At 34.2% G+C, this 17,716-nt stretch carries 15 protein-coding genes; 10 read left to right on the forward strand and 5 right to left on the reverse strand.

Translation table 11 applies throughout. The features are described 5' to 3' along the window. Positions 1-290: 290 nt before the first annotated feature. The 3 genes from MKY04_RS20240 to MKY04_RS20250 form a co-directional block, all read right to left on the reverse strand. Complete coding sequence (locus MKY04_RS20240; RefSeq protein WP_346235044.1) at positions 291-923, reverse strand: TrkA C-terminal domain-containing protein; 633 nt, start codon at positions 921-923, stop codon at positions 291-293. A gap of 73 nt (positions 924-996) precedes the next feature. Continuing rightward, on the reverse strand, positions 997-1,410 hold the full coding sequence (locus MKY04_RS20245) for a DUF5367 family protein (RefSeq protein WP_346235045.1): 414 nt from the start codon (positions 1,408-1,410) through the stop codon (positions 997-999). Beyond that, a complete protein-coding gene (locus MKY04_RS20250; protein WP_346235046.1) occupies positions 1,407-1,994 on the reverse strand; it encodes a TetR/AcrR family transcriptional regulator in 588 nt (195 codons plus the stop codon). Before MKY04_RS20250 ends, MKY04_RS20245 begins: the two co-directional genes overlap by 4 nt. A 132-nt stretch (positions 1,995-2,126) precedes the next feature. Here MKY04_RS20250 and MKY04_RS20255 point away from each other — a divergent pair, with 132 nt between their 5' ends. The 7 genes from MKY04_RS20255 (at position 2,127) to MKY04_RS20285 (ending at position 11,205) form a co-directional block, all read left to right on the forward strand. Continuing rightward, on the forward strand, positions 2,127-2,888 hold the full coding sequence (locus MKY04_RS20255; protein WP_346235047.1) for a MerR family transcriptional regulator: 762 nt from the start codon (positions 2,127-2,129) through the stop codon (positions 2,886-2,888). A gap of 300 nt (positions 2,889-3,188) precedes the next feature. Continuing rightward, a complete protein-coding gene (locus MKY04_RS20260) occupies positions 3,189-4,547 on the forward strand; it encodes an IS1182 family transposase (protein WP_346235861.1) in 1,359 nt (452 codons plus the stop codon). Positions 4,548-5,770: 1,223 nt separating this feature from the next. Next, a complete protein-coding gene (locus MKY04_RS20265) occupies positions 5,771-6,853 on the forward strand; it encodes a type III polyketide synthase (RefSeq protein ID WP_346235048.1) in 1,083 nt (360 codons plus the stop codon). Position 6,854: 1 nt separating this feature from the next. Beyond that, the gene (locus MKY04_RS20270) at positions 6,855-7,418 is read left to right on the forward strand and encodes an isoprenylcysteine carboxyl methyltransferase family protein (protein WP_346235049.1); all 564 of its coding nucleotides are present in this window, start codon (positions 6,855-6,857) and stop codon (positions 7,416-7,418) included. 505 nt (positions 7,419-7,923) lie between these two features. Beyond that, positions 7,924-8,340 (forward strand): DUF1641 domain-containing protein, encoded by a 417-nt coding sequence (locus MKY04_RS20275; RefSeq protein ID WP_346235050.1) that lies wholly within the window; start codon positions 7,924-7,926, stop codon positions 8,338-8,340. Between the two features lie 42 nt (positions 8,341-8,382). Then, positions 8,383-9,567 (forward strand): NAD(P)/FAD-dependent oxidoreductase, encoded by a 1,185-nt coding sequence (locus tag MKY04_RS20280; RefSeq protein WP_346235051.1) that lies wholly within the window; start codon positions 8,383-8,385, stop codon positions 9,565-9,567. A 279-nt stretch (positions 9,568-9,846) separates the two neighbouring features. Beyond that, positions 9,847-11,205, forward strand: coding sequence for an IS1182 family transposase (locus MKY04_RS20285; RefSeq protein WP_346235867.1), 1,359 nt, complete (start codon positions 9,847-9,849; stop codon positions 11,203-11,205). Positions 11,206-11,361: 156 nt separating this feature from the next. Here MKY04_RS20285 and MKY04_RS20290 read toward each other — a convergent pair whose 3' ends face one another. After that, the gene (locus MKY04_RS20290; RefSeq protein ID WP_346235052.1) at positions 11,362-12,609 is read right to left on the reverse strand and encodes an MFS transporter; all 1,248 of its coding nucleotides are present in this window, start codon (positions 12,607-12,609) and stop codon (positions 11,362-11,364) included. A 544-nt stretch (positions 12,610-13,153) separates the two neighbouring features. Between MKY04_RS20290 and MKY04_RS20295 the strand changes: the two genes are divergently transcribed. From MKY04_RS20295 to MKY04_RS20305, 3 genes are all read left to right on the forward strand, one after another. Next, positions 13,154-14,362, forward strand: a complete 1,209-nt coding sequence (locus tag MKY04_RS20295) for an MFS transporter (RefSeq protein WP_346235053.1) — start codon at positions 13,154-13,156, stop codon at positions 14,360-14,362. 70 nt (positions 14,363-14,432) lie between these two features. Beyond that, positions 14,433-15,212 (forward strand): CPBP family intramembrane glutamic endopeptidase, encoded by a 780-nt coding sequence (locus tag MKY04_RS20300; protein WP_346235054.1) that lies wholly within the window; start codon positions 14,433-14,435, stop codon positions 15,210-15,212. A 106-nt stretch (positions 15,213-15,318) separates the two neighbouring features. Continuing rightward, positions 15,319-16,892 (forward strand): IS3 family transposase gene (locus tag MKY04_RS20305; protein ID WP_421663058.1). Its coding sequence is split into 2 segments (ribosomal slippage): positions 15,319-15,961 and positions 15,961-16,892, totalling 1,575 coding nucleotides; the frame shifts between segments, so codons are not numbered across the junction. 69 nt (positions 16,893-16,961) lie between these two features. On the opposite strand, the gene MKY04_RS20310 is transcribed toward MKY04_RS20305, so the two are convergent. Then, positions 16,962-17,576: a DedA family protein gene (locus MKY04_RS20310; protein WP_126294519.1), complete on the reverse strand. Its 615-nt coding sequence runs from the start codon at positions 17,574-17,576 to the stop codon at positions 16,962-16,964. Between the last annotated feature and the right edge of the window lie 140 nt (positions 17,577-17,716).

Genomic DNA, 17,716 nt, shown 5'->3' on the forward strand with positions numbered 1-17,716 from the left:
TAAATTCCTATAAAGAGTTTGAAAGAAAAAATTGCAATTCTACATAATTGTGAATTGCGATTTTTCTATATTAAATTTTGTTCCAAGTTTTTTGGCAGATGCAAAGCATCAGGACGTCGATTCTTACAGATTAAAATTAATCTTTTTGAACTCACCACAACTAAAAATACAATGTATTTTAAAGAAGTTGCCTTCATTCAAACTAAACAAATAAAAATCTGCTCAATACTAATAAGTAGATTGAGCAGATTAATGAAATTTGTAGAAATCAATATTCAGCTATTCCTTCGTTAATTTGGATATAAAAATTTTTGTACTCGCTCTAAACATTCATCGTTTCCTATGAAGTAAATAATGTCATGCTCTTGGAAAGTTGCATAAGGTCCAGGTGAGATTAATAGTTCATCCCCTCGCCGAATTCCAACAATTGTCGCCATTGTATTTTGCCAAAAATTAATTGTTCCAATGGATTGTGAAATAAATGGAGAGTTTTCAAGAATTTCAACTTGGAAAGGTACAAAAGGATTCACTGATTTAAATCTTTCTGTACGGCTTACAAGACGTTCTGTCGTTTCCTGTAAAACATTCAACTCTTCCCTTTGTCTCTTTATACTTTCAAGCATCTCTAACTGTACTTGATAAATCGATTGCACTTCTAAAAATTGATGAACAAATTGGGCAGCCTTTTCATAGGATTTAATCATAACCCCACTGCCTTTAGTAGCCTCTACTATTTCTAGGTCTTGAAGAACAGCAATTGCCCTTCTTGCTGTTTCAGAGGATACCCCATACTGGCTTGCCAAGGAAGATCTTGCGTAGATTTTTTCCCCGACCAAATACTTTTTTTCTACAATTTTTGACGCGATATCAGCAGCTATTTTTTGATACTTGGGCTGCTTTACTTGAATGTTTTTATTTTCCATCATTGCTGCTACCTTTCAAATGCATGTATGTCATGATTAATATTATCCGATTAATAATTTATAATAAACATTTTTAAATTTTAATTTCATTTGTTTTTAAAGTCTTCATTTCCATCATTATGGGAATAATAAGGTAAAGTGCATACGCAAAACTCATCCATGCTGTGAAAGAAATAACCTGCGATGGTTCTAAGCTGGGAAAAACAGTCTTGTAATTCGAAATTGAAAACATATCTAATGTGAGTCCAATGATAGTACCTACTAATCCAAATTTTAATGGTGCGTGTTTTGTTTTATCGAAGAGCATGTAGATTCTTGTAGCGAAGTATAGCAAAGCACCAGTACTTAACAATAATAAAGTTAAGCTAACTAAAAAGCCCTTTGATCCCGGTGCATAAAGTACATACTCCCCAAACAGAACAAAAAATAGTGTTGCAAAAAGCCAAACAATAAATCCAAATAATGAAGTTTTTAAATAGCTGTTCATTTTTTCAAATCCCCCATACTTAAAGAATTTAATCCTAAAATCAAGTTCTCTAATTGATCGTATACTTTATCAATCGGGAAATCCTTTTGTAAAATTGCTTGTAATGCAATTCCATCAATTATGGCGTTGAAGATTATACCCCAAGCTTCATTATCCACTCCATTTATTGGGGATTGTGTCCAAGCACTAGTAATTTTTTTAACCAATGATTCATTTTCTAATGATAATATCTGTCCTAATTGTTCACGAATTTTTACATTATTAAAACTTGCAGCAACTAAGGAAAAAAACAGTTTATGAAAAAATGAGTCATAGGTGCAACGGCTTTTAGCAGATTGCAAAGCTTCTTTTACAATTATTTCATCCTTTTTTGACAGTTCATCCCATGCTGATTCACAAATACCTTGAACAATTTCTACAAGCAGCTGTTCTTTCGTTCGAAAATGATAATAGATTGTTCCTTGAGTTACTTCGGCTTTATCTGCAACTGATCGCAGAGTGAAATTTTCAATGCCGTTCTCAACTATACATTCTTTGGCGCTATTAATAAGAGTACTTTTACTAATAACATTTGGTTTTGCCATAGTATTACCCCCTTTTAGTTATTCAACTAACTAACTTAATCCAAATTCTAACATTCTCAAAAAATTTTTTCAATTAATTTATTGACATTCACGCTACGTTAATCTTTATGATAAAAATCAGGAGGGGTTACGTTGGAATATACAATTAGCAAGTTGGCAAAATTAGCGAATGTTAGCGCGCGAACATTACGCTATTACGATGAAATCAATTTACTAAAACCAGCAAGAATTAATAGCTCTGGTTATCGTATTTATGGTCAAAATGAGGTCGATCGTTTACAACAAATTTTATTTTTCCGTGAACTAGACGTCGATTTAGAAACGATTATCTCGATTATGAACAATCCAAGCTTCGACCAAAAACAAGCTTTGCAACAACACTACAAAAAGCTTATACAAAAACGTACCCGCCTAGATAAATTAATCGAGACGGTTGAAAAAACAATCGCTCATCAGGAAGGAGAAATCTTTATGCAAAATGATGAAAAATTTGAAGCATTTAAAGATAAATTAATAGCAGAAAACGAAGAGAAGTATGGCAAGGAAATAAGAGAAAAGTATGGAAATCAAGCAGTAAATGATTCAAACGTTAAACTACAGGGGATGTCCAAGGAAGATTATGAAGGGCTTGAGAAACTTGGGGAGGAAATTCTTAATCTCTTGCCAAAAGCCTATGATTCGGGTGATCCCGCTTCACCCTTAGCACAAGAATTAGCCAAAAAACATAAAGAGTGGCTAATGTATTCTTGGCCATCCTATACAAAAGAAGGACATGCAGGATTAGCGGAAATGTATGTTGCAGATGAACGCTTTAAAGCATATTACGATAAAGCAGTTGAAGGTGGAACTGAGTTTTTAAGAGATGCTATTTTAATTTTCTTGAAAGAAAACTAACTTCTGTTTATCAATTCACAAAAAAGGGGACGTCTCATAAAATTATGAGACGTCCCCTCAGACTGTAGACAAACTCGAAAATTCGAGTTTGCCTACAGTCTTTTTTCTTTTAAAATAAAATTAATAACCCTTTTTGAATAAGTTAGTTGATTTCCGTTTCGGCGGACGCTTTCCGCGGGCGTGGGCCAATCCTCCTCGTCGCTACGCTCCTGCGGGGTATCGGCCGTCACGCTTTTCCCGCAGGAGTCGCCGCCTACACTACAATCAACTACTTCTAAATATACGTTGAGGTGAATGGAAATGATGTCGAAAAATCAAATAAATGAACGCGATCAAATTGAGATGATTACGATTGAAGAACTTGTACCAAAAGACCATCTTGTTAGAAAGCTTGAATCAGCCATTGATTTTTCTTTCATCTATCCACTAGTAGAACCGCTGTATTCTAAATTAGGTCGCCCGAGTGTTGACCCAGTCGTATTAATCAAAATGACATTTGTTCAATATGTATTTGGAATCCGTTCAATGCGTCAAACAATAAAAGAAATCGAAACGAATATGGCGTATCGATGGTTTTTAGGATTTGGCTTCCATTCAGAAGTACCACACTTTTCAACCTTCGGTAAAAACTATGAACGTCGTTTTCAAGACACAGATATCTTTGAACAGATTTTCTATCGAATACTTAAAGAAATTGCTGATAAAGGATTACTAAGTGCTGACCATGTTTTCATCGATTCAACGCATGTTAAAGCGAGTGCGAATAAACGTAAATTCGAGAAGAAGATGGTACGTAAAGAGACTCGGGCATATGAAGCTAAACTTCAAGAAGAATTGAATCAAGATCGGATTGATCATGGGAAGAAACCATTCCCACCAGATAAATTTGAAAAAGAAGAGATAAAGGAAATTAAAGAAAGTACGACAGACCCTGAAAGTGGCTACTATGTAAAAGATGAACGAACTAAGCAGTTTGCTTACTCATTTCATGCGGCAGCTGACCGCTATGGATTTATACTCGGATCAATTGTGACACCTGGTAATGTTCATGATAGTCATATGCTTCAACCACTTGTTGAAAAGGTAATGGAAAAAGTGAAAAAGCCACTTGCTGTTGCTGCCGATGCTGCTTATAAAACACCTGCGATTACTAAATTCTTATTTGAACATGATATTCAACCAGCACTTCCTTATACACGACCAAAAACAAAGGATGGATTTTTACGCAAACATGAATATGTCTATGATGAGTATTATGATTGCTATCTTTGCCCGGAAGGGCAAGTCCTTAAATATGCGACAACGACTAAAGATGGGAAACGCCAATATAAATCAAACCCTACTCAGTGTGTAAACTGTCCTTTACTTACTCAATGTACAAGTAGTAAGGATCACAGAAAAATCATTGAACGTCATATTTGGGCACATCATGTAGAGGAAGCGGATCATCTTCGTCATCAAAGTGATATCAAACAAATATATGCTAGACGTAAAGAAACGATTGAACGTGTCTTTGCAGATGCAAAAGAAAAGCATGGTATGCGATGGACAACCCTACGTGGAATTAAAAAATTGTCTATGCAGGCGATGCTTACTTTTGCTGCCATGAATTTAAAAAAGCTTGCTAATTGGACGTGGCAAGCTTCAGAAATGGCCTAAAATATAATACTCGAAGAGTGTTTTTACCCCAAATAAGTCGGTTAAATACCCAATAATCTATTAAAATTACAAAAGACCTTCAGAATAAGCCCATTCTGAAGGTCTTTTGTCAACAACCTGAGGGGACGTCTCATAAAATTATGAGACGTCCCCTTTCTGCGACGAAAGGCAAAGCCAACAATCCAATTTATCTTTTCTGAAAGCGAAGCAGAAGGTACTAAAAGGATGTTTATATAAAGAAAACTATACTGGAATTTTGTAATACTTTATTATCCTATTTTTTACATATCATCGAATTTTTCATAGTAATTTTGGCAATCATATAAACAATAATACTGCCCTTTCATGCTTTATCAAAGAATGGATATATCAAGGCTCATAAAAGATTAAAGGAGACAATTTACCGATGCAAAAACATGAAACAAAATTAAAAAAAATTCATTATGAATATGATAATCAGGAATACATAGTTATTAATAAGTCCCTCATTGTAATTTAGATATTCATCCAAATCCTGAGCGCAGTCATTATTTAGAAAACGACAGCTTTAAAATTGGTGTAATATCTTTATCTTGTCCCTCATGTAAAAAGCATTACTTTATCTTTAATGACTTTGGTGATGCAGTAATTTCAAATGATAAATACCTTATATCCATTCCGAAGTATGGTTTTAACGAAAATTCCTTAATAAAAAATGCATCGAATACGTTCCAAAAACTTTATGCACAATCAATTAATTCGGAAATACTAGGATATCACGATATTGCATTTTTCGGTTTAATAAAGTCGCTTGAAATCTTACTGAAAGATATCGCCATTTTAGAGCATCCCGAATCGGAGGATGAAATTCTTTTTTGTAGCCTAACTTCATGTTTAGAGCAATTTCATGCAACAAACATCCATCTATTCTCTAAAAAATTATTGGAAGTCCTAAAAAGCGACTATTTACACTACCAGAAATCCCCTGATTTTTATGTATATACGGAATTAATAAAAGATTGTATCGATTATTTTTTACTATACTTAGAGTTAATGCTAAAAACAATTACACTAAATGATGACAAAAAATTATTAGATAGGATTAAAAAGGAGCATTGATATTCAACTATCACCGCTCCTTTTAATTTTCTCTATCTAAATTTTGTGATCTTTTAGTTTAGCTAGCTCACTTTGCATATTTAGAAACTACTTGGAAAAACTAACTTTAAAAAAGGAGATTTTACATGCCTAAAATCGCTTCAGTTAGTACATATAATCCTCCTCACGTATTAAAACAATCCAATATAGAACAATTGACAAAAGAACTTTTTACAAACAAAATCCCTCAGTTAGAAAGGTTGTTAAAAGTATTTGAAAATGGTGAAATTGAGCAGCGCCAGTTTTGCGTTCCCCTTGACTGGCATAAGGTCAACCATACCTTTGAGGAACGGAATAATTTATATATTGAACTGGCAGTAAGCTATAGCGTTAAGGTCATTAAATCTTGTCTCCAAAATACAAATTTTTTATTACATCCCTTATCCACTGAGGAAATTGACGCAATTATTTTTGTTTCGAGTACAGGCATTTCAACTCCTAGTATTGATGCAAGAGTTATGAATAAACTGACCTTTTCGGATCGCATTAAACGAATACCTCTATGGGGTCTCGGATGTGCAGGCGGAGCTTCAGGTGTTAGCAGAGCTTTCGATTATTGCTTAGCTCATCCGAATGAAAAAGTACTTGTTGTTTGTATTGAACTTTGCAGCCTGACTTTTCAACAAAATGACTATTCAAAAAGCAATCTTGTTGGAGCCTCTCTTTTTTCTGACGGTGTAGCATGTATTTTAATATGTGGAGATAATGTTCATCTGGATAATAAAAGGCTTGTCCCACGTATAATAAGCACCGCTTCAAAATGGTTGCCAAACTCTGAAGATGTAATGGGTTGGGATATAAAAGACGATGGTTTTCATGTTATTTTTTCAAGAGACATTCCCTCCATTATTTCTAAGTGGTTAGGTCCGTTCATCGACGATTTTCTAAACGAACAACACATTTCAAAAGAACAACTCCATAATTTAATCGCTCACCCTGGTGGCAAGAAAGTCCTGAAAGCGTATGAAGATACATTAAACCTGACGGAACAACATACAGCCCTATCTCGTAAAGTTTTGAAACAGCATGGCAATATGTCTTCACCTACTGTGCTTTATGTACTTGAACAATTTATGTTGAAAGAAAATCCACTAGATGCATATGGATTATTGGTCGCACTTGGGCCTGGATTCAGTGGAGAAGCTGTATTACTTCAATGGAGGGATTAAAATGTACTTTTTTATATTTGTTATACTTGTGATATTGCAAAGAATTATAGAAGTAATTATTGCGAAACGTAATGAAAAGAAAATGCTGTTAAAAGGAGCATATGAAGTTGGAGCATCTCACTATCCATATATGATTGCGATGCATATAAGTTTTTTCCTTTGTTTAATTGCTGAGGTAGTTTTATTTAATCGAGGAATCTCCCCTCTTTTTTTATGGCTCTTTATACTATTTTTAATTGTTCAAGCATTGCGAATATGGTGTTTAGTTTCTTTAGGCTCTTTTTGGAATACGAAAATTATCATTCTTCCAGGAAGCCATGTTGTTAAAAAGGGGCCGTATCTTTTTATAAGACATCCTAATTATACAATTGTGAGTATTGAAATTTTACTAATTCCATTAATGTTTCAAGCTTATATAACTGCTTTTTGCTTTACTATACTCAATATACTTATGCTGTCTGTTAGGATTCCACTCGAAGAAAAAGCACTGATGGAAGCAACAAATTATACAAAGGAGTTTAAAAAGAAATTGTCGACGCCACTTCATAATAATCATAATCAATAAACTTGATTTAATTTGATATAAGCACTAAGGTATATCCTTCATCAGCAAGGGCGACACATTGCGTGTCTACTCGACAATTACTTTTGAACACCAACTCCTCGGATTTAATGCTGCAGTAAACGAAAGTTATTTTTAAATGTTCGTACTTTATTATTAAGTTAAAAATAAAAAATAATATTTATTAGAAATTTCAAAAGATAAGTCGTATAATTCAAACTATACAGCACATAATGTTCAATAATTTGCAACATTTTTATACAAAACCACCATTTCTGAATTTTGCTAATTTATTTTTGTTGCATTTCCAACTAATCTTTTTATAAAAAGTCTATTTGTTTTAGAGATTATTTATATTATCATGAATTACGTACCAATTTTTTGTATAGATAATTCACATCTAGCAAAAAGATTAATTGGATTTAATTGGATTGAGTGGCTATATGTGAAATAATTATCAAACTTATCTAAATAATAAGCAGAAATGCAATGTAAAGGAGAATTGGATATGTCAGAAGAATTGATTCAAGCACAGTCAACTGGAAGCCAACAAAAACAAGATCTACTTGATCAATTATTAAAACCTGAAGTTCAAGAATCATTAAGTACTTTGGTAGAGCAATTGCCAAAATTGACTGAGGCTGTAACTCTTTTAACAAAGGCTTACGACTTGGCACAATTAGTAGCTACTGATGAAGTATTAAAAAGCGATACAGTAAACGCTGTTAAAGAAGTAGCAGAACCTGTTATTGGCTCAGTAAAAAATCTTGCTTCAGCTGCAATTGAAGCAAAAGAGCGTGCAGATGAGACAACAGAAGCTGTTGGTTTATTTGGTGTATTAAAATTATTAAAAGACCCAGAAGTTCAAAAAGTTTTGCGTTTCGCAAACGCATTTTTACAAATTCAAGCTGAACGAAAAGCTTAGTATAGATTCATTCAAAGAACTTAGTTAGGACGGAGGATTATCATGGCAAAAGAAATCGTCATCTTAGGTGGAGGTTACGGCGGTTTATTAACTGCTCTAAAATTTCGTGAATATTTAGGTAGAGAAGAAGCTAATGTTACAGTGGTGAATAAATACCCTACCCATCAACTTATTACAGAATTACACCGTCTTGCGGGTGGAACAATTTCAGAACCTGCAATTTCATTCCCTTTAACAAAGTTATTTAAAGGGAAAGATGTAAATGTTGTAGTAAATGAAGTTAAATCTTTCTCAGTAAATAATAAAGAAGTATTTCTTGCTGATGGATCGGTATTACAATATGACTACCTTGTAGTTGCCCTAGGAAGCCAAACTGGTTTCTTCGGTATCCCTGGTCTAGAAGAAAATAGTATGGTGTTAAAATCTGTAGATGATGCAAATCGCATCAATGCACATATTGAAAAGAAAATTGCTGAATTTGCAAAATCAAAAAACCCTGCTGATGGAACAATCGTTATCGGCGGTGGCGGTTTAACTGGTGTTGAACTCGTTGGTGAAATAGTTGACAACTTCCCTAAAGTTGCAAAAAAATATGGAGTTGACTTCCGCGATTTAAACATTAAATTAGTAGAAGCTGGTCCAAAAATTTTACCAGTACTTCCAGATGATTTAATTCAACGTGCTACTGAGTCCCTATCAAAACGTGGGGTTGAATTCTTAACTGGTCTTCCTGTAACTGGTGTTGAAGGAAATAGAATTTCTCTTAAAGATGGTACTGTTATTGAAGCAAACACATTCATCTGGACTGGTGGAGTCGCTGCTCTTCCTTTAGTTCAAGAATCAGGACTTGCTTGTGATCGCGGTAAAGCAACAATTAACGAATTCCTTCAATCAACTTCACATCCTGAAGTATTCGTTATTGGAGATGCTTCTGTTGCATTGCCAGCAGATGGCGGACGTCCATTATATGCACCTACAGCTCAAATCGCTTGGCAAATGGGAGAAACTGCTGGATATAATTTATTTGCTACACTTCGTGGTCATAAACTTGAAACATTTAGCCCAGTCAACTCTGGTACACTTGCTAGCCTTGGCCGTAAAGATGGTGTTGCAACTGTTGGTGAAAACAACATTCCACTTAAAGGATTACCAGCATCACTTATGAAAGAAGCAAGCCACGTTCGTTACTTATCACATATTAAAGCATTATTTGGATTAGCATATTAAGATAAAAAGAAGATTTCGGTAATAGCCGAAATCTTCTCAGACTGTAGACAAACTCGAAAATTCGAGTTTGCCTACAGTCTTTTTTCTTTTAAAATAAAATTAATAACCCTTTTTGAATAAGTTAGTTGATTTCCGTTTCGGCGGACGCTTTCCGCGGGCGTGGGCCAATCCTCCTCGTCGCTACGCTCCTGCGGGGTATCGGCCGTCACGCTTTTCCCGCAGGAGTCGCCGCCTACACTACAATCAACTACTTCTAAATATACGTTGAGGTGAATGGAAATGATGTCGAAAAATCAAATAAATGAACGCGATCAAATTGAGATGATTACGATTGAAGAACTTGTACCAAAAGACCATCTTGTTAGAAAGCTTGAATCAGCCATTGATTATTCTTTCATCTATCCACTAGTAGAACCGCTGTATTCTAAATTAGGTCGCCCGAGTGTTGACCCAGTCGTATTAATCAAAATGACATTTGTTCAATATGTATTTGGAATCCGTTCAATGCGTCAAACAATAAAAGAAATCGAAACGAATATGGCGTATCGATGGTTTTTAGGATTTGGCTTCCATTCAGAAGTACCACACTTTTCAACCTTCGGTAAAAACTATGAACGTCGTTTTCAAGACACAGATATCTTTGAACAGATTTTCTATCGAATACTTAAAGAAATTGCTGATAAAGGATTACTAAGTGCTGACCATGTTTTCATCGATTCAACGCATGTTAAAGCGAGTGCGAATAAACGTAAATTCGAGAAGAAGATGGTACGTAAAGAGACTCGGGCATATGAAGCTAAACTTCAAGAAGAATTGAATCAAGATCGGATTGATCATGGGAAGAAACCATTCCCACCAGATAAATTTGAAAAAGAAGAGATAAAGGAAATTAAAGAAAGTACGACAGACCCTGAAAGTGGCTACTATGTAAAAGATGAACGAACTAAGCAGTTTGCTTACTCATTTCATGCGGCAGCTGACCGCTATGGATTTATACTCGGATCAATTGTGACACCTGGTAATGTTCATGATAGTCATATGCTTCAACCACTTGTTGAAAAGGTAATGGAAAAAGTGAAAAAGCCACTTGCTGTTGCTGCCGATGCTGCTTATAAAACACCTGCGATTACTAAATTCTTATTTGAACATGATATTCAACCAGCACTTCCTTATACACGACCAAAAACAAAGGATGGATTTTTACGCAAACATGAATATGTCTATGATGAGTATTATGATTGCTATCTTTGCCCGGAAGGGCAAGTCCTTAAATATACGACAACGACTAAAGATGGGAAACGCCAATATAAATCAAACCCTACTCAGTGTGTAAACTGTCCTTTACTTACTCAATGTACAAGTAGTAAGGATCACAGAAAAATCATTGAACGTCATATTTGGGCACATCATGTAGAGGAAGCGGATCATCTTCGTCATCAAAGTGATATCAAACAAATATATGCTAGACGTAAAGAAACGATTGAACGTGTCTTTGCAGATGCAAAAGAAAAGCATGGTATGCGATGGACAACCCTACGTGGAATTAAAAAATTGTCTATGCAGGCGATGCTTACTTTTGCTGCCATGAATTTAAAAAAGCTTGCTAATTGGACGTGGCAAGCTTCAGAAATGGCCTAAAATATAATACTCGAAGAGTGTTTTTACCCCAAATAAGTCGGTTAAATACCCAATAATCTATTAAAATTACAAAAGACCTTCAGAATAAGCCCATTCTGAAGGTCTTTTGTCAACAACCTGAGAAGATTTCGGTAATAGCCGAAATCTTCTTTTTTATTATTCTTTTACTTTTTCATTACTCGATTTTCCTACCTCAATCAGCACCTTGCTTCCTAGAAGGAAAAATCCAAGGGCGAAGATTAAGATGCCTGTTCCAATTAATAGCCATTCAATTGCAATAATGTCTGCAATTGGACCAAAAACCAGCATTCCTAATGGCATCATTGAAGTTGAAATCATTGTTAAAACACCAAATACTCTACCTAGATAATCTTCTTCTACTTTTTCTTGCAGCAATACTGTAGCAGGTGTATTAAACATTGGCATAACTATTCCTATTATCCCCATGAAGACTAAGTACATCCAAAACAATGGAACTAATCCTAGTAAAAACGTACAAATACCAAAACCAAACGCCGATAGCGTCATCGTATGTGTTTTATTGTTAAATCCACCCCATGAAGCCATAATAATGCCGCCAATCATCATACCAATTGAGAAGGCAATTTCTATTGCTGATAAATACCATTCATTAGCACCAAACGTTCTTGTTACTTGTAATGGTGTTAAAAATGATGCTGGAGCAGCTAATATAAAAAACATCGCAAAAAACATAAAGAATTGTTTAAGAAACTTATGATTTTTTATATATAATAGGCCTTCTTTAAAATCATTAAAGTAACTTGTTGATTGTTGTTCTTTCGCTTTAGCATGTAATGGGATTTTCAAAAACACTAATAATGTTAGCACCCCAATAATTGCAGTAAATACATCTACAAAGAAAATAATTTCGATAGTAGTCATTGAAAGCAATCCCGCACTTGCTATAGGAGAAATAAGCATAATAAGTGCTTGGATACTCCCATTTATACCATTTATTTTTGTTAAATATTGTTCTGGTACGATTTGAGGTAGTATTGCCCCAACTGCAGGAGTTTGAATTCCTGTACCTACCGCACGAATGGCAGATATTACAAATAAAAGCCACATTGCATTATATCCATTTAAAAATAGGATTGCTAGGATAAGTGTTGAGACTGCAATCATAGAATCTGAAAAGATGATTAGCATTTTACGATTATATCGATCTGCCCATACCCCTGCAAATGGTGATAGAAAAAATGCTGGGACAAATCCGCAAATTATAGAAATGGTCATCATAATTCCAGATTGTGTAGTCAATGTGATATACCACATAATTGCATACTGAACTAGTGAGGAGCCAAAAAGCGATATTGTCTGACTGCCTAAAAACAGGATAATATTCCTTTTCCAATGATGCATTGCAAGTTCTGTTTGGTTCATTAAAAAAACATCCTTTTCTTTTAATTTGGATTTTCTTAAGTAACTTAGAACCGTTATTACAATACATTCTTTTAATTAAAAACCTGGCTATTACCTTTAAAAGTAAATGGATAGACTGATCAAAAAAGGAAAAAAGAAGATTCGTTAACTTCACATGTTTTTATAGTAAAATTTTCATACTTAACATTAAGACAATAAAAAAGAGAGGAGATTTGCCCCCCTCTTTTTTACACATTCGTAAAGTTAAGGTTTCCTAAAGATAGCTAGACCAATCCCATTTACTCTGAACATAAGCAGAGCCTTGAACGTATTTAACTAACTGTTCGAAGCTTGGAAACGTAGTCTAACTGATGCCATTTAGGAAAACCTCCATTCCTTATAAGTTAGCGTTAGTATAACATAATTATATTTATCCAATCAATTGTTAGGTAATTGATAACGACCCATTTTTTAACATTTTTTTAGCTCCAAACAAAGATTTTTATTTAATACTAAAAGGTCTATAATGGTAAATATTAGTTTAATTGTAAAGGCGGGAAATAAAATGAGTGATACGAAAAACACACTAAATAATCCCATATACCCTATTATGATTGCGATTGGGATAGCACATTTAATCAATGATACAATGCAATCAGTTGTTCCTGCCATGTTCCCTTTACTCGAGAGAGATTTAGGATTGTCATTTACGGAACTTGGAATCATCTCATTTGTATTAAATATGTTTTCTTCTACACTTCAGCCAGTAGTTGGATTTGTTAGTGATAAAAAGCCGATGCCTTATGCATTGCCAATTGGAATGATGAGCTCCTTCGTTGGATTATTAATGCTTGTGTTAACAGAACAATATTGGCTAATCCTTGTAGCTGTTTTATTTTTAGGTTTTGGGTCAGCTATCTTCCATCCTGAAGGATCCCGTGTTTCATTTATGTCAGCAGGGAATAAACGTGGGCTTGCTCAATCTATTTATCAGGTGGGAGGAAATTCAGGACAAGCTCTTGCTCCACTCATTAGTGCGTTTATTTTAGATGTTTACGGTCAGCACGGTGCAGCTATAGTATTATTGCTTACTGCAATTGGAATTGCAATCTTACTTAAAATTTCCAGATGGTATATGCAGCAGCTAGAGGCAGAGAAATTATCGAAACAAAAGAAAAAGATCCTTATTTCTTCTCTGCCGCCATTAACAAAAAAACAAGTTGGAATCGCACTTACACTCTTATTAGTTATTATTTTTGCCCGCTCATTCTACACAACAAACATAACAAACTTCTATGTCTTCTACTTAATGGATCATTATGATATGAATATAAGAATGGGTCAGGTCTTTATTTTTATTTTTATGGCATTTGGTGTAATTGGAACATTTTTCGGAGGTTCTCTATCAGACCGAATTGGTCGTAAAAATGTGATAATTTTATCAGTTGTTGGACCATTGCCATTCTGTTTACTTTTACCTTATATGTCTGTATGGGTTGCACTTATTTTCTTAATCATTATCGGAACGCTTATCATGATTAGTTTCTCTGTTACCGTTGTTTATGCCCAGGAGTTGGTCCCGACTAAAATTGGAACAATGGCAGGTCTAACGACAGGTTTTGCTTTTGGAATGGGGGCAATAGGAGCTGTAGTAATAGGCTTTTTACTTGATTATATCGGAATAGAAAATACGATTAAAATCGTCTCTGTATTACCAATCATGCTAGTCGTTGCATTCTTTTTGCCGAAGGATAAAGTAGAAAAAACAGCTTAATAAAAGGGGAGCTAGTTAAGCTCCCTTAGAGGAGGAAGTAAAAATAACCTATCAAACATAGGAGGTTGCAATGTTATCTAGCAAAAGTTTATCTTTGTACTTAATTGCTATACCATTTTTTCTCGGTATTATCTTTACTGCATATCGACTATTCCTTGGTTTAATAATTATCATTCTCTTTTTATTGATTATTTATATCGTAAATGTAAATTATCGTTTTATAACTTCAATTTTTATTGCCTTTCTTATCAGTTTTCTTATTTACCAACTAACAAATATATTCATAGATAATTTTGAAATATCAAGAGAATTAAGAATACTTGTTAATAGAGGATTACTTATTATTATCATTATTGGATTAAGTATAGTTATCATTTTACACAAAAAGAAAATATCTTTTTTTAGCAACAAAGCAAATTGGAACAGTTCTATTTCATTACCTTTCCATTCAATCAAATTATCATACTTTATGCTAATTGGTGTCATAATAACAGGATTAGTTTTTACCCCTATTATGCTTGATCAAGAGCCTGGTTATATAAAATCAATTTTAGTTTTTGCATTATTGTTCTCGATAATCAACGCCACACTTGAAGAGCTTATTTGGAGAGGTTTATTGCTAACTAGTTTAATAGAATATATTTCCGCAACTAATGCAATCATCATTACAAGTATTGGTTTTGGTTTGCTGCACCTAGTAGTCGGTATACCTTTATTAATTAGTTTACTATTTTCTATTGGTGGATTGTTTTATGGGTTTATTGTAATAAAAACAAATAGTATTTATCCTGCAATAATTTTTCACTTTGTTATGAATGTTGGAATGGTTTTTAGCGGTTTGATACTGTGACAAGCACGAACAAGTAAAAAGGAGCCGCCCAAAATAATGATATGCTCCCTATTAGGTAGACAGATGAAAAAATAAAAATTCATCTACCTAATAGGGGGCTTTTTTTATGACCTTTTATAAGTATCCAAAAGAATTTATGTTAAAAATCATTCAACTTTATTTATCAGGCGACTACTCATTTGAAAAACTTGGGCAAAAATTTCAAATTCATAAAAGTACCTTGAAAGAATGGTATGTAAAATATGAAATATTTGGTGAAGCGGTTTTTGAGCATGGTTTTCCGCAACGGAAGTACACAAAAGAACAGAAGTACCAGGTGGTGGAAGATTATCTATCTGGTCATTATTCATTACTGGAGCTCATGAAAAAACATCAAATTTCGGGTAGAACCATTTTAATGAACTGGGTAAAAAAGTATACTAGTCATAGTGAATTAAATGATTCGGGTAAAGGAATGAGCCAAACTATGACAAAGGGACGAAAAACAACAGTTGAAGAGCGAATTCAAATTGTCGACTACTGTTTAAAGCATCAAAAAAACTATCAATTAGCAGCGGAAACATTCGATGTTTCCTATCAACAGGTGTATCAATGGGTGAAGAAATTTGAAGCGAATGGTGAAGAGGCGTTACATGATCGTCGAGGTCGTACAAAAGAAGAAGCTGAATTAACAGTAGAAGAAAAATTGAAACTAGAAATTAAACGAATTGAACGTGAAAATGAACGTTTACGCGCAGAAAATTTATTTTTAAAAAAGTTAGAGGAGATCGAAAGGAGGCGTCGATAACACAAGTTCGTTTACAACAGCGTTATGAAGCAATTCAAGAACTACATGAAGAAGAACAATTAGCGATTATTTTATTATGCGACATCGCAGGTATTTCACGCGCCGCTTATTATAAGTGGTTAAAACGAACACCTACTGCTCGAGAAACTTTAAATCAGTCGCTATTAGAAGGAATTCGACGACTTTACCAACAAGTATCTGGGACTTTTGGTTACCGTCGTATAACAATCACAATTAATCGTTACAGAAAAATAACGAATTTACCGCCAATTAATGAAAAACGTGTTTATCGTTTAATGGAAATTGATCAGCTTAAAGCTGTCATCCGTAGAAAACGAAAGCAGTATAAGAAATCCCCTGTTCATCATGTGGCAGAAAATGTGTTAAACCGAGAATTTACAGCTGATAAACCTAATAAAAAATGGTGTACTGACGTGACAGAATTTAAATATGGGAATGGAAAAAAAGCCTATTTAAGCGCAATTATTGATTTACATGATGGTTCTATTGTGAGTTATGAATTTGGCCACTCAAACAATAATGCATTAGTATTTAAGACGATTAAAAAAGCGATAAAAACCTTACGTGAAGGTGAACATCCATTAATACATAGTGATCGTGGGTTCCAATATACTTCAAAGAAGTTTAAGGAAATCATTGACGAAGCAAAACTGACTCAAAGTATGTCTCGAGTTGGACGTTGTATTGATAACGCCCCAATCGAATCATTCTGGGGTACATTAAAGTGCGAGAAATATTATTTAAAGAAATACCATACATATGAGTCACTGAAACAAGCGATTGATGAGTATATTCATTTTTATAATCATTATCGTTACACAAAAAAATTAAACGGCTTAAGCCCTTTAGAATTCCGAGCTCAAGCCGCTTAAAATCTTTTTATTATTTATACTGTCTACTTGACGGGGAGCAGTTCATAATTTGGACTACTCCTTTTTCTTTTATTTATAGCCTCGCATCTTTTTTCGGTAAAAACGAATAACGACAACAATGAATATAATTGCTAGAGCTGCATATGCGATATTTGAATAGATATCCATATAATGAACAATTGTTTCCCAAGAATCCCCTACTGCTTTACCTATGTTTACTAACACCATATTCCAAATTAATGTTCCTAAAGTCGTGAGCAGTAGGAAAATCCAGAAGTTCATTTTTGCCATCCCTGCCGGCAATGAAATTAAACTACGGATTAATGGAATAAAGCGACAGAAGAAAACAGTCCACACATCATACTTTTCAAACCAAGCATTCGCTTTATAAATATCGCTGCTTGTTAGTCGCAATACTCTTCCCCACTTATCAACAAATCTCTCAATCCGTTTAATACCTACTATTGCTCCTATACCATAAAGTATTATAGCACCTGCAACCGACCCAATCGTAGATGCAACGATCACACCAAAAACCGTTAACTCTGTAGTGGTTGTCATAAATCCGCCAAAAGTTAATATAACCTCTGAAGGAATAGGGGGAAATAAGTTTTCTAACATTATAAGCAAAAATACCCCTAGGTACCCGTAATCCTCCATAATCGTCGTAATCCAAGTTTCCATTAATTCTCTCCTTATGTATTTATAAGTTTATCATCTTCAATTTTTATGCTACTATATTTAACCGTATTCAAACTTTCTTCTCTTCATACACTTTATCAAAAATAATGCCAATGAAAAATCTTATTGACACATTAATATTG

It is taken from the genome of Lysinibacillus telephonicus, from assembly GCF_039654155.1.
Lineage (GTDB): Bacteria > Bacillota > Bacilli > Bacillales_A > Planococcaceae > Ureibacillus > Ureibacillus telephonicus.

Coding starts and splice junctions, on each gene's coding strand:
- MKY04_RS20240 (WP_346235044.1), bottom strand. CDS start 923: ATGGAAAATAAAAACATTCAAGTAAAGCAGCCCAAGTATCAAAAAATA.
- MKY04_RS20245 (WP_346235045.1), bottom strand. CDS start 1,410: ATGAACAGCTATTTAAAAACTTCATTATTTGGATTTATTGTTTGGCTT.
- MKY04_RS20250 (WP_346235046.1), bottom strand. CDS start 1,994: ATGGCAAAACCAAATGTTATTAGTAAAAGTACTCTTATTAATAGCGCC.
- MKY04_RS20260 (WP_346235861.1), top strand. CDS start 3,189: ATGATGTCGAAAAATCAAATAAATGAACGCGATCAAATTGAGATGATT.
- MKY04_RS20265 (WP_346235048.1), top strand. CDS start 5,771: ATGCCTAAAATCGCTTCAGTTAGTACATATAATCCTCCTCACGTATTA.
- MKY04_RS20270 (WP_346235049.1), top strand. CDS start 6,855: ATGTACTTTTTTATATTTGTTATACTTGTGATATTGCAAAGAATTATA.
- MKY04_RS20275 (WP_346235050.1), top strand. CDS start 7,924: ATGTCAGAAGAATTGATTCAAGCACAGTCAACTGGAAGCCAACAAAAA.
- MKY04_RS20280 (WP_346235051.1), top strand. CDS start 8,383: ATGGCAAAAGAAATCGTCATCTTAGGTGGAGGTTACGGCGGTTTATTA.
- MKY04_RS20285 (WP_346235867.1), top strand. CDS start 9,847: ATGATGTCGAAAAATCAAATAAATGAACGCGATCAAATTGAGATGATT.
- MKY04_RS20290 (WP_346235052.1), bottom strand. CDS start 12,609: ATGAACCAAACAGAACTTGCAATGCATCATTGGAAAAGGAATATTATC.
- MKY04_RS20295 (WP_346235053.1), top strand. CDS start 13,154: ATGAGTGATACGAAAAACACACTAAATAATCCCATATACCCTATTATG.
- MKY04_RS20300 (WP_346235054.1), top strand. CDS start 14,433: ATGTTATCTAGCAAAAGTTTATCTTTGTACTTAATTGCTATACCATTT.
- MKY04_RS20310 (WP_126294519.1), bottom strand. CDS start 17,576: ATGGAAACTTGGATTACGACGATTATGGAGGATTACGGGTACCTAGGG.